This window comes from Helicobacter turcicus (assembly GCF_019711685.1).
Classification (GTDB): domain Bacteria; phylum Campylobacterota; class Campylobacteria; order Campylobacterales; family Helicobacteraceae; genus Helicobacter_D; species Helicobacter_D turcicus.
Map to the genome: position 1 here is coordinate 165,107 of NZ_JAIGYQ010000002.1, position 12,676 is coordinate 177,782.

At 34.6% G+C, this 12,676-nt stretch carries 14 protein-coding genes; 11 read left to right on the forward strand and 3 right to left on the reverse strand.

Annotated elements, in window-relative coordinates; translation table 11 throughout:
• From proB to xseA, 4 genes are all read left to right on the forward strand, one after another.
• A complete protein-coding gene (gene proB / locus K4G57_RS02425) occupies positions 1-795 on the forward strand; it encodes a glutamate 5-kinase (RefSeq protein ID WP_221531495.1) in 795 nt (264 codons plus the stop codon).
• 55 nt (positions 796-850) lie between these two features.
• Positions 851-1,036: a hypothetical protein gene (locus K4G57_RS02430; protein ID WP_221531494.1), complete on the forward strand. Its 186-nt coding sequence runs from the start codon at positions 851-853 to the stop codon at positions 1,034-1,036.
• A gap of 111 nt (positions 1,037-1,147) precedes the next feature.
• A complete protein-coding gene (gene oadA, locus K4G57_RS02435) occupies positions 1,148-2,938 on the forward strand; it encodes a sodium-extruding oxaloacetate decarboxylase subunit alpha (protein WP_221531493.1) in 1,791 nt (596 codons plus the stop codon).
• Positions 2,938-4,191: an exodeoxyribonuclease VII large subunit gene (gene xseA, locus K4G57_RS02440; RefSeq protein WP_221531492.1), complete on the forward strand. Its 1,254-nt coding sequence runs from the start codon at positions 2,938-2,940 to the stop codon at positions 4,189-4,191. The genes oadA and xseA overlap by 1 nt, the downstream gene beginning before the upstream one ends.
• On the opposite strand, the gene K4G57_RS02445 is transcribed toward xseA, so the two are convergent.
• On the reverse strand, positions 4,177-4,950 hold the full coding sequence (locus K4G57_RS02445; RefSeq protein WP_221531491.1) for an undecaprenyl-diphosphate phosphatase: 774 nt from the start codon (positions 4,948-4,950) through the stop codon (positions 4,177-4,179). The two genes, xseA and K4G57_RS02445, sit on opposite strands and share 15 nt — an antisense overlap.
• A 131-nt stretch (positions 4,951-5,081) precedes the next feature.
• Between K4G57_RS02445 and K4G57_RS02450 the strand changes: the two genes are divergently transcribed.
• The 7 genes from K4G57_RS02450 (at position 5,082) to mnmE (ending at position 11,225) form a co-directional block, all read left to right on the forward strand.
• Positions 5,082-6,512 carry an acetyl-CoA carboxylase subunit A gene (locus K4G57_RS02450; RefSeq protein WP_221531490.1) on the forward strand — a complete coding sequence of 477 codons (1,431 nt, stop codon included), beginning with the start codon at positions 5,082-5,084 and terminating at the stop codon, positions 6,510-6,512.
• Positions 6,513-6,576: 64 nt separating this feature from the next.
• A complete protein-coding gene (gene rpmH, locus K4G57_RS02455) occupies positions 6,577-6,711 on the forward strand; it encodes a 50S ribosomal protein L34 (protein WP_221531489.1) in 135 nt (44 codons plus the stop codon).
• 15 nt (positions 6,712-6,726) lie between these two features.
• Positions 6,727-7,044, forward strand: a complete 318-nt coding sequence (gene rnpA / locus K4G57_RS02460; protein WP_221531488.1) for a ribonuclease P protein component — start codon at positions 6,727-6,729, stop codon at positions 7,042-7,044.
• Between the two features lie 11 nt (positions 7,045-7,055).
• Entirely contained in the window at positions 7,056-7,439 is a 384-nt protein-coding gene (gene yidD, locus K4G57_RS02465; protein ID WP_221531487.1) for a membrane protein insertion efficiency factor YidD, read from the forward strand.
• Entirely contained in the window at positions 7,432-9,048 is a 1,617-nt protein-coding gene (yidC, locus tag K4G57_RS02470; RefSeq protein ID WP_221531486.1) for a membrane protein insertase YidC, read from the forward strand. Before yidD ends, yidC begins: the two co-directional genes overlap by 8 nt.
• A 2-nt stretch (positions 9,049-9,050) precedes the next feature.
• The gene (locus tag K4G57_RS02475) at positions 9,051-9,833 is read left to right on the forward strand and encodes a Jag N-terminal domain-containing protein (protein ID WP_221531485.1); all 783 of its coding nucleotides are present in this window, start codon (positions 9,051-9,053) and stop codon (positions 9,831-9,833) included.
• A gap of 3 nt (positions 9,834-9,836) precedes the next feature.
• A complete protein-coding gene (gene mnmE, locus K4G57_RS02480; protein ID WP_221531484.1) occupies positions 9,837-11,225 on the forward strand; it encodes a tRNA uridine-5-carboxymethylaminomethyl(34) synthesis GTPase MnmE in 1,389 nt (462 codons plus the stop codon).
• A gap of 629 nt (positions 11,226-11,854) precedes the next feature.
• Here mnmE and K4G57_RS02485 read toward each other — a convergent pair.
• Together K4G57_RS02485 and K4G57_RS02490 are read right to left on the reverse strand one after the other, a co-directional pair.
• Positions 11,855-12,175: a DMT family transporter gene (locus K4G57_RS02485; RefSeq protein ID WP_221531483.1), complete on the reverse strand. Its 321-nt coding sequence runs from the start codon at positions 12,173-12,175 to the stop codon at positions 11,855-11,857.
• A gap of 3 nt (positions 12,176-12,178) precedes the next feature.
• Positions 12,179-12,544 carry a DMT family transporter gene (locus K4G57_RS02490; protein ID WP_221531482.1) on the reverse strand — a complete coding sequence of 122 codons (366 nt, stop codon included), beginning with the start codon at positions 12,542-12,544 and terminating at the stop codon, positions 12,179-12,181.
• Between the last annotated feature and the right edge of the window lie 132 nt (positions 12,545-12,676).

Sequence of the window (12,676 nt, forward strand, 5' to 3'; positions counted from 1 at the left end):
ATGCAAAAAAACCAAGAGAAAAATAACAGAATTGTCATTAAAGTTGGTAGCGCGATTTTGGTAGAGAATCAGAGTATTAATTTTGATTGCATTGAAGCTTTAGCGCAGTTAATTGCAAAACTTAGAAGTGTTTATGAGGTGATTTTGGTAAGCTCTGGAGCAGTAGCTGCTGGATACACGGAGATAAAGCTTGACAAAACAAATCTTAGCAATAAACAAGCCTTAGCGGCAATTGGACAGCCCTTGCTTATGCAAATTTATGCAAATGTGTTTGAAAAATATCAAATTACAACTGCGCAAGTATTACTAACAGCATATGATTTTGATTCTAGAAAACATACACAAAATGCGCGCAATGCAATGGAGGTTTTGTTATCAAATCAGGTGTTGCCTATCATTAATGAAAATGATGTGATTGCAACAGGGGAATTGAAATATCTAGGTTTTGGGGATAATGACCAACTTTCTGCGCATGTTGCGCATTTTTTTGATGCACGTTTGCTTGCAATATTAAGTGATATTGATGCATATTTTGAGGCTAATCCCAAAGACTACCCTAATGCAAAAATGAGAAAGGTTGTAACACAAATTTCAGATGATGAACTTTGTGCAGAATTTACACCAAATAATCAGTTTGCCACAGGTGGAATCGTAACAAAACTTAAAGCAGCAAAATTTTTGTTAGATAATCAAAAGGAAATGTTTTTATCCAGTGGTAAGGACTTAAGTGTATTGCACGACTTTCTAATGCATAATATTTACGAAAAAGGCACATTATTTACCACAAATCCATAAATTTAGGAATGAAAATTGCTTTAATCTCCTTAATTGATGATTTAAGGAGATGAAAATGGAATTTTTAAAAGACGATGGATTAGCTTTTTGCAACTTTTTTGATATTAGTGAGATTTCTGTGCAAAAAAAAGGTGATTTTAAAAAAAATGATAAAAGTGGCGTGTATCTAAATGATACCAAAGAAAACGAAAGGGTGATGATTTTATATACTAAAGAGAAGCCACAAAAAACATCTGCGTGATACTAAAGGAAGCAGTTTTTTTAAAAAAAATCACAAAATCCTTGCAATGCCTTTAATTAGCTGAAATTATTGTTATAATGCAAAATTAAACATAGAATTTTGGAGTTTTTAATGATCAAGATTACTGAAAACAGCTTAAGAGATGGACATCAATCTTTATTGGCTACAAGAATGCGCATAGAGGATTTAGTGGAGGCAGCGCAGCTTTTTGAGCAAGTTGGATTCCATAGTGTTGAGGTGTGGGGTGGGGCGACTTATGATACTTGTTTGCGCTATTTAAAAGAAGATCCTTTTGAGCGCCTTGCAACCTTTAAAGAAATATTCAAAAAAACTCCAATCCAAATGCTTTTACGCGGACAAAATCTTATTGGTTATCGCCATTATGCAGATGATGTCGTGCGTGAATTTGTGCGCTTGTCTGCTCAAAATGGTGTGGATATTTTTAGAATTTTCGATGCATTAAATGATATAAGGAATCTTGAAGTCTCTATTGAAGAGGTAAAAAAACAAGGTAAGCATGCGCAAGGGGCGATTTGTTATACAACTTCGCCAGTGCATACGATTAAGAGTTTTGTGGAGTATGGAAAAGAATTAGCCCAAATAGGTTGTGATTCTCTAGCAATTAAAGATATGGCAGGATTAATCACTCCAAACACGACTTTTGAGCTTGTTAAGGCATTAAAAGAAGAGATCGGATTGCCCTTAGCTTTGCACACGCATTCCACAGCAGGATTCGCTTTTGGCTCACATTTAAAAGCAGTTGAAGCAGGTGTAGATATTTTGGACCTTGCAAACTCCGCATTAGCAGAAGGCACAAGCCATCCTTGTACGCAATCAATGGTAGCAACATTGCAAAACACACAATGGGATAGTAAATTGGATTTATCCTTAATGGAAAAAGCCGCAGAGATTTTAAAGCGCAATCGTAGAAAATATAAAAAGTTTGAATCCGAATATAATCAAATTGATACGCGTGTGCTTGTAAGCCAGATTCCGGGTGGTATGATTTCAAATCTAGCAAATCAGCTAAGAGAGCAGAATGCACTAGATAAAATGGACGCGGTTTTACAAGAGATTCCAAATGTGCGTAAAGATTTTGGTTATCCGCCTTTGGTTACACCATCAAGTCAGATTGTAGGCACACAAGCAGTGTTAAATGTCTTAGCACAAACTCGCTACAAAACGCTTACTACGGAATCTAAAAATATTATTAAAGGTTATTATGGCAAAACCCCGGCTCCTATTGATTCTACTTTGATTGAACGTATTAGGCAAGAGGGTGAGGAGATTATCACAGGGCGTCCAGCAGATAAAATTGCTCCTGAATTGCAAAAAGCAAAAGAGGAATCTCAAAGTTTTGCAAAAAGTGAAACAGATGTGATTTCTTATGCGATTTTTGGTGGAATTGCGAAACAATTTTTAGATGAACGCAATGAAAATCGCCTAAGTCCAGAGGCTCTAACAACATTTGAAGGTGGTATGCAAGGTCCTATGCCAAAAGAATTTACCATTAATCTACATGGAGAGACTTATCGCATTAAAATTGAAGGTAGTGGAGAGAAGAACGCAAGTATGCGCCCTTTCTTTGTGCGTGTAGATGGGGACTTAAGAGAAGTTTTGGTGGAATCTGATTCTAAAGAATATAAAAATAGCACTGAAAAATCTGATTCTTTGCCACAAGCAAGTTTGCCTGGACATATCATCTCTCCAATGCCCGGAAATCTAACAAAACTTAAAGTCAAAGTTGGTGATAAAATTAAAGAAGGTGATGTCCTAGCAATTGTTGAAGCAATGAAAATGGAGAACCAAGTCCTAGCAACTGTGGGTGGTGAGATTAAGGAAATTTATGCTAAAGAAGGACAACAAATTAGCGCAAATTTAGCCATTATGCTTGTTGAGTAATGCAAACTCTTAGTGTTACTGAGCTAAATACGCAGATTAAGTGCCTTATTGAAGCGACTTTTGTGCAAGTTAGCGTGAGTGGGGAAGTGAGCAACTTTACGCACCATTCAAGTGGGCATTTATACTTCACTTTAAAAGACAGGGATTCCTCTTTAAAATGCGTGATGTTCCGTGGAAATGCTAATAAACTAAAGTTTAAGATTGAAGAAGGAATGGAGCTAACGTTAGAGGGTGTTATCAGTGTGTATGTTCCGCGTGGAGAATACCAGCTAAATTGCACAAATGCTTATCCAAATGGTGTCGGGGCTTTGCTTTTAGCTTATGAACAACTCAAAGAAGAGTATGAAAGGAAGGGCTATTTTGCAGATAAAAAACCCTTGCCAAAATTCCCTAAAAAAGTTGCACTGCTGACTTCTAGCACTGGAGCTGTGTTACATGATATGCTAAGTGTAGCGAAGAAGCGATGGAATCTTGCTAGATTTGTGTTGCTAAATACACTTGTCCAAGGTGATGGGGCAAAAGAAAGTATTGCAGAGAATATTAAGATTGCAGACGCTTTGGGGGTGGATTGTATTATTATTGCGCGTGGAGGAGGGAGTTTTGAGGATTTATGGGCGTTTAATGAGCCTCTTGTGATTGAAGCAATTCACACTGCTAAGACCCCTATTGTCTCAGCAGTTGGACATGAGCCTGATGTTGTGTTAAGTGATTTTGTGGCGGATTTGCGCGCTCCTACACCTTCTGCTGCGATAGAGTTATTGTTACCAGATCAAAATGAGTGGCTAATGCGCTTAGATACACTACAAGGGGATTTGGATAAATTTTTAATACGGATTTTACAAACAAAGACGCTAAAACTTCAAGGGTTAAGAGAGCAACTAAACCAAAATTCTTTTTTGAATAAAATCATACAATTACAGATGCATTGCAAACAACAAGCCGTGTTTTTAATGCAAAAAATGGAGCATAAGTTAGCTCTATCTTGTTTAATGTTTCAAGCGCCAAGTGTGCAAATTTATCTAAAAATGGAGCAAAAACTAGCACAATTTCAGTCAAAATTAGAATCCCTAAAAGCACAAATGGAATCCAAAAATCCAAAAAACCAAAAAGAAGGCTGTGTTTGCGTGTTAAGTCAAGGAAAAAAGATTAAAAAACTTGCAGATTTAAATTTGGATTCCGTTATAGAATTACAGGATAAAAGTGCGTTGATTAAAGCGCAAGTCAAAGAAGTAGAAACATTAAATAATGTCTAGATAGAATAAAAACACGATTCCTAATAGTATACGATAGATTCCAAAGGGAATAAAATTAAAATAGGAAACAAAATTTAAAAAGAGCTTGATAGCAAGTAAGGCACTAAAAAAAGCAACAATAAACCCCACTCCCAAAATTAAAATGTTCTCAAGGTTTAACACTTCGTGATTTTCATAAAGACTATAAGTGCTTGCTACAATCATTGTAGGCAGTGCAAGTAAAAAGGAAAATTCTGTGGCGACTTTGCGATTGCAACCTAAAAGTAATCCACCAATAATTGTCGCACCACTGCGTGAAGTTCCAGGAATCATTGCTAAAGCTTGAAAAAGCCCAATAAATAAAGCTTGTTTATAAGAGATAGCATTCACATCTGTGGTATGGTATTCTTTTTCTTTGTAATACATCTCTAACACAATAAAAACGATTCCGCCCAAAATGAGCATAATAGATACTGTAATTGGCGCAAAAAGTGCTTTAATATAGGGGTAAAATAGGAATCCTAAAGTCCCAGCAGGTAAAAATCCGATTCCAAGTTTTATCCATAAATGCAAACTCTTTTTGAAAAGCTTTTCAGAAAAGATGAAAATCACTGCTAAAATTGAACCTAGCTGGATTACAACTTCAAAAGTTTTATGAAATGCATCTTGTGGGATACCTAGTAGTTTTGAAGTTAAGATTAAATGTCCTGTTGAAGAGATTGGTAAAAATTCAGTTAAGCCCTCCACGATGCCTAAAATGATTGCATAAAGAAATTCCATAAAATGCCCATAATGTGTAAAAGTGCGCAAATTGTAGCATATTTACACGCTTTTTTTCAAATTTTACAAAACTTTAACAAAGCATTAAAAATAAAATTATAGAATTTAAAATTACCTTATTTGGAGTGATGATGTTTAGACGAATTTTAATTGCAAATCGTGGTGAAATTGCCGTGCGTATTATTAGAGCTTGTAATGATCTAAATATAGAATCTGTAGCAATCTACTCGCATGCAGATAGGGATAGTATGCATGTGAAGATGGCAACACACACTTATGCAATTAGTGAGGATCCTATTAAGGGTTATTTGGATTCAGATTTGATTATTCAAGCAGCAAAAGAGATGGAAGCAGAGGCAATTCATCCGGGTTATGGATTTTTAAGTGAAAATGCTTTGTTTGCAAAAAAAGTCAAGGAAGCTGGGCTTGTGTGGATTGGTCCAGATAGTGAAGTTATTGCTAAAATGGGAGACAAGAATGCTGCTAGAAATTTAATGATTACAAATGGAATTCCTGTTGTTCCGGGAACTGAACCGCTTAATACTCTAAGTTTGTATGAAATCCAAAAAATTGCTCGTAAAATTGGCTATCCAGTGATTTTAAAAGCAAGCAGTGGAGGTGGAGGACGTGGAATCCGTGTTGTTTGGGAAGAAAAAGATTTAGAAAGTTCTTTTGAAGCATGCAAAAGAGAGGCATTGACATTTTTTAAAAATGAAGATGTGTTTATGGAGAAATATATTCAAAATCCACGTCATATTGAGTTTCAGATTTTAGCGGATAATTATGGACATGTAATTCATCTTTTTGAACGTGATTGTTCAATTCAAAGGCGACATCAAAAGCTAATTGAAATTGCTCCTTGTCCTACGATGAGTACAGATTTACGTCGCAGAATGGGGAGTGTGGCAGTGGGTGCTGCAAGGGCTGCGAACTACACAAATGCTGGAACTGTGGAATTTTTAGTTGATGATTATAACAATTTTTATTTTATGGAGATGAATACAAGGATTCAAGTTGAACATGGCGTGACAGAGGAGATTACAGGATTTGATCTTATTGGTCGCCAGATTAGAATCGCAAGCGGCGAGATTTTGGATATTACTCAAAGTGATGTGCATATTCAAGGATTTGCGATTGAAGCTAGAATTAATGCTGAAGATGTGCATAATGATTTCGTGCCAAATCCGGGGAAAATTACGGCATATTATCCCTCTTTGGGTCCTTTTGTGCGTGTGGATAGTTATATTTATAAAGATTTTATAATTCCTCCTTTTTATGACTCTATGGTGGCAAAACTCATCGTACGTGCAACAAGTTATGATTTAGCTGTCAAAAAGCTAAAGCGTGCATTAAATGAATTTAAAATTCGTGGAGTGAAAACTACAATACCATTTTTGATTAATATTTGTAATGACAAAGATTTTAGGCGTGGAAATTTTGACACTTCGTATTTGGAACAGAAGGTGGAAAGCCTAATGCCACAAGAGAGTAGAGATGATAGTGATTTAGTCGCTGCTATCGCAGTTGCATTGACTTGTGGATTAGAAGAGAGTGTTAAATAAATCTAATTTTAAGTAAATTTGCGCTAGAATCGGCGTCTATTTTTAAAAGAGGTTTAAAACAAAAATGAAAAGAACATATCAACCGCATAATACACCGCGTAAGCGCACACATGGTTTTAGAGTAAGAATGCAGACTAAAAATGGTCGTAAGATAATCAACGCTAGACGCGCAAAAGGTAGAAAAAGACTAGCAGTCTAGGTTTGGGATTATGTCTTGGTAACACTGAATACAAAACAAGATTTCGATCGTGTTTATAAGAGTCAAAAGCGATGGCATAATTCTCATTTTATCCTATTTTTTAGAGAAGATGCACGACAAAGAAGAGTTGGATTTTCTGTGTCAAAAAGAGTGGGTAACGCAGTACGTCGTAACCGTATTAAACGTAGGTTACGTGCTATTTATCGAGAGTCTATGCTAGATTTAAGAGGTGGAGATATGGTTTTATTAGCAAAAGATGGGTTAGATAAAGTCGTATATAAAACCTTGCAAAACAGCTACAAATACGCATTGATACGGCTTGATTTAGTTTAAGAAGAAGAAATATGATAAAAATAGCTTGTCTTTTTGCAATTGAGAGTTATCAGTGCTATATCTCTCCGTTGCTAGGAGCGAATTGTCGCTATTATCCTAGTTGTTCAGAATATGCTAAGCAGACATATTTATTCCAAAATCCTTTGATTGCGACTTTAAAAACACTAAGTAGAATTCTAACTTGCAATCAATTTTTTAAAGGAGGCATTGTTTATCCTAGTGCTTTTTTATCCTTACAAGTTAATGTTTTTAAACCCTGTTTAGTGGAATACTGGTTAATCCCTAGCAATACGTTAAATTGTCTTTCTTATAATATTCCAAATAGCACTTTTTTGAAAATTAAACCCCAAATGTTTCAAATCATTAAAAACTATTCAAAGGTTTCTCGTGTTTAACAAAATTGACCAATTAAGTTCTCAAACTAGAATTATGATTGCAGTGGTCTTAGCCCTCATATTTTTCGTGCCTTATAGTTATTTTTACCAACCTAGTCTTGCCGAAAATAATGCAACAAAAATGGAATCTGCTCAAGTTACACAAAATGTTCCAAGCACACCGAATACACAAGATTTGACTACACCAACTAATACAGCAACACTCGCAAATACTAGCGTAGTAAAAGATTCTGCAGTGATTGCAACTATTGAAGCAGAAAGTTTTACTTATAAAATTGACAAGTTAGGTAGAATTATGGCAGTGGAACTAAAAGAGGAAAAATATCGTAAGAATTCCGCACCCCTTTCTCTATTTCTAGATAGTGTAGCAAACCAAAACAATCCAAAGATTTTAGAAATTAGGTTTTCTGATCCTGTGTTAAATAATCAGGCGCTAAATTCTTCTTATATCGCAAGTGTTAGTCATTTAAAACTTGCTGACACTCCACAAAGCTTAACGCTTACTCAAGAGCTAAATGGTTTTAGGGTGCAAAAGATTCTAACTTTCTATCCTAATGGCTATTACAAAGCGACCATTAAAATTCCACAAAACCATGTTTATTTTGTTTCTCCAGGAATGCGTCCAAGCGTGGAAAATGATAAATTTGTCTTTAAAGGCGTGATTGTCAAAAAAGTAGATAATACGATTACTACTATTGAAGATGGAGATGCACAAGGGCAGGAGAATTTCTCTAACGCTAAGATTTTAGCAGCAGTAGATCGTTACTATGCGACACTATTATTTAATGAAAAGGGGTTAAGTGCAACGATTTTAAGCAATGCTGATGAAGACCCAATGCCCTTTATTAGTGGAAATGGTGAGTTAGCACTAGAGGGCTATATTGGTCCAAAGAATTACCGCTTGTTAGAATCTATTAACCCTATTCTAACTGACATTGTGGAATATGGCGTAATTACATTTTTTGCAAAACCATTATTTTTGTTGCTAGAGAAGCTTTATGATTTTTGTGGAAATTGGGGTTGGGCTATTATTTTACTCACGCTTATTGTTAGAATCGTGTTATATCCTTTGACTTACAAGGGAATGGTGTCAATGCAAAAGTTAAAAGACCTTGCTCCAAAAATGAAAGAATTGCAACAAAAATATAAAGGTGAGCCACAAAAACTACAAGTGCATATGATGGATTTATATAAAAAACATGGTGCAAATCCGATGGGTGGATGTTTGCCCTTACTCTTACAAATCCCTGTGTTCTTTGCAATTTATCGTGTTTTGTTTAATGCTATTGAGCTAAAAGGTGCGGATTGGCTATTGTGGATTACAGATTTATCCGTAATGGATCCTTATTACGTGTTGCCAATTTTAATGGGTGCAACAATGTATCTTCAACAGCATTTGACACCAACAGCATTTAGTGATCCCATGCAAGAGAAAATTTTTAAATTTTTGCCTTTAATTTTTACGATTTTCTTTGTCACATTTCCTTCAGGACTTGTGCTTTACTGGTTTGTAAATAATATATTCTCAATCTTGCAGCAACTTTTAATTAATAAATCTTTAGAGCGCAAAAAAGCTAAAGAAATTGCCGAACATAAACATAAAGTATGATAATGAAAAAGATAGAAGCTCAGACTTTAGAAGATGCGTTAATAGTTGCTGCAAAGACATTTAATTGTTCTGTGGTGGATTTGGACTATGAGATTATTCAAAATCCATCTAAAGGATTTTTGGGGCTTGGTAGAAAACAAGCTGTGATTTGCGCACAAGTTAAGAATGCGGAATCTAAAATGCCTGAAAGTCCTCAGAATTATGATTTTGTTAAAACTTTAAAAAAAGATTCTATAAATTGTGAGCAGGCAATAGAATCTAAAAGAGAGATGCAAAAAGAATATGATAAAAAGGGCAAAAAACCTGCATTTACACAAAAGGAATTGCAAGAAATTTCAAAAGTCGTGCAAAAAGAGCTTGATGAGCTTTTAGCAATGTTGCCTTACAAGCTTGATAGTGTTATTGTTGAACCTTATGATGAAAATACATTGTATGTGAAAATTGACGGGGAGGATTCTGCGCTCTTAATTGGAAAAGAAGGTTATCGCTATAAGGCAATTTCATATTTAATATTTAATTGGGTAAATCATATTTATGGTTTAATGATTCGTCTTGAGATTGCCGAATTTTTGCGCAATCAAGAAGAAATGATTGCTAATTATCTCTTACCAACTATTGAGAGCGTAAAATTAACCGGTAAGGCGCAAACGAAGCCTTTAGATGGTGTGTTAGCGCATATTGCTTTAAAGCAACTAAGAGAGCAATTTCCAGATAAATATGTTTCTTTTCGTATAAATAGTGAAGGGGAGCGCTATATTATTATTAACGCTTTTTACCATTCCTAAAAGATGTTAGATAACGATACAATTGTTGCTTCTGCTACAACCTATGGACGTTCTTCTTTAAATGTTTTACGTTTAAGTGGCAAAAATGCGTTATTTATTGCTTCAAAACTCGCCAAATTTGACTTTAAGGATATTGAAAATTTTATTAAACCGCGCATTGCAAAGCTTACTAAGATTTATTTTGAAAATGGTGCGCTTTTGGATGAATGTATAGTGTTATATTTTAAGGCTCCAAATAGTTATACCACAGAAGATGTAATTGAGTTTCAATGTCATGGCGGGAGCTTTATTGCACAAAATGTTTTACAAGAGTGTTTAAAGTTTGGTGCAAGACTTGCAAATCCCGGAGAATTTACAAAGCGTGCATTTTTAGGAGGTCGCATTGATTTATCTCAAGCGCAAGCAGTCGCGAAACTTATTGATTCTCAAAATGCTAATGCACATCAAATGCTAATGCGCCACTTAAAAGGAGAAATGCACGATTTTTGTGAAGATTTGCGCTCAACTCTTATTGGCTTGTTAGCGCATAGCGAAGTGTTTATTGATTATGCAGATGAAGAGTTGCCAAAGGATTTTCTAGAACATTTGGAACAAAAATTGCAAGTAGTTTTAAAAAAACTCAATGCGCTTTTGGAACAATCTCAAAATAAAAGAATGCTCTTTGAGGGTTATAAACTTTGTATTATTGGCAAACCAAATGTTGGGAAAAGCTCTCTTCTTAATGCGCTCTTGCGCAATAATCGCGCCATTGTAAGTGAGATTGCAGGCACAACGCGTGATAGCATTGAGGAAAATTTTTTGCTAGGTGGGCATTTATTGCGTCTTATTGATACTGCTGGGATTAGAGATAGTGAAGATGTAGTTGAAAATGAGGGGATTAAAAGAAGTCTTGAGAGAGCAAATGAGAGCGATTTACTTCTTGCTATTTTTGATAGCTCGTGCCCTTTAAGCAAAGAAGATTTACAAATTATAGAGCTTTTAAAAACTTACAAGCTACAAAAAAAGATTTTAGTTTTAATTAATAAAACAGACTTAACGATGCAGTTAGATTCCAAGCTTTTAGAAGAGTTTAATCCTTTGCTATTAAGTTTGAAAGGAGATTTATATAGTGAGGATTCCTTGCTTGAGCAATTTAAAGCTAAGCTTGAAACACTTTTAGATGCAAATGAAAATATAGAATCGCTTTTGCTAGTTTCTGAATATCAATTCCAAGCGGTGCAAAATTGTATTAATGCGCTAAAAAACTCACTTGAACCTCTTGAAAATGGTGAATTAGAACTCTTTAGCTTTCATTTAAATGAAGCATTAAGCGCAATTGCGTCCATTACCAAACCCTATGAGTATTCTCAAATGCTAGATGTGATGTTTAGTGATTTTTGTTTGGGCAAGTGATTGTATTTATAGATGTCTTTTGAATCGTAAATGGATATGCAAATCCACATACCATTGTAGAAAATCGTAATTAAATTGTTCTGTTTTTTAGAGTAGTGTTTATAGTCGCCATAAATAGAATGGCATTTGCTATTCTACCAATTACCTTCTTGCAAAAGTAGTCACTAAAAAACTTTTTGTAAAAATTCCAACAATTTAAATAATTTTATTCCCTAAAAGAAGTATTATAATTAGCTTCATCACTAATACTAAGAGAAAGACAAAGCAATATAATGCAATTATCGTTTAGTAGTCTAACTATTAGAGAACTTAAAGCTCATGTATTAAATCAAAGAATAACGAGAATATAAATATAAAAACAAATCCAAAATAAGTAAATCCAAGCAATCCTAAACCACCATATTCACTTCTGCTAACCTTCCCATTATACCAAACATCTTGCTATAACCATTATTTACTGCATCCATAAAACTCATATTAACCTCCAAAAATAAAAAGCAGAGAATTATAGAAAAAACAAGGGGCAAACCTGTCAATAAAAATACTTTCCTTTTGTAGTTTAAGTTACTATTTTATTGTAAAAAAATAATAAGAATAATTTTTAGAAAAATAAATAAAAAGGATTGCGGTCATGCTGTTTTTAGTGTAATAACTGCAATGATGATAATAAGGATTCCAATGTAGCCAATGGGTTTTAATCTTTGTTTGAAAAAATACCAGCCACCTATTGTTGTTCCTAAGATTCCAATGCTTCCCCAAAGTGTGTAAGCTATTGCTAGTTTCATTCCTTCTAGACTTAAAGTCAGTAGATAAAATGCAAGCCATACCAATAAAATTGCTAGTAATCCCCATTTAAAATTTCTAAATCCATCAGATTTATTAAGTGCTAGATTTGCAATAATGTCTAAAATTGCAGCCAAAACAACATAAAGCAAGTAGATGTTAAACATTTTCTATCCCAGTTTCTCCTCCGTCTTTTGCTTTTTGCCATGTCTATGGTCTTCTCCTAAATTTACAAGAGTAATTCCAAGAATAGCGAGTGCTAGACCAATGTATTCTTGCGCTTTTAGTGAAGTTCCAAAGATGAAAATAGCAATAATTGTAATAAGGCTAAGCCCAACAATCTCCCAAATTGCGTAAGCAACTCCCACACTAATTGTGCGGATAGAGATAGACATAAAATAATATGCCACACCAATCATTGCAAACATAAAGCCATACATAAAGATTTCATTTCCAACTTGTGAGTAATTCATAACAGAAACACCAAAGACTTCACATATAATCGCAAGTATGAGAAAAACCCACGCTTTTAACATAGCTTCTCCTTAAAAATGCCATAAATAATAAGGATAGATAAAACAAAAAAATGTTAAAATAGGAATAAACTTCATATTATATAGAAAAATTTCAAGAAAAGGCAAATTGCGTGAATAAGAGCTTAGAAGCAG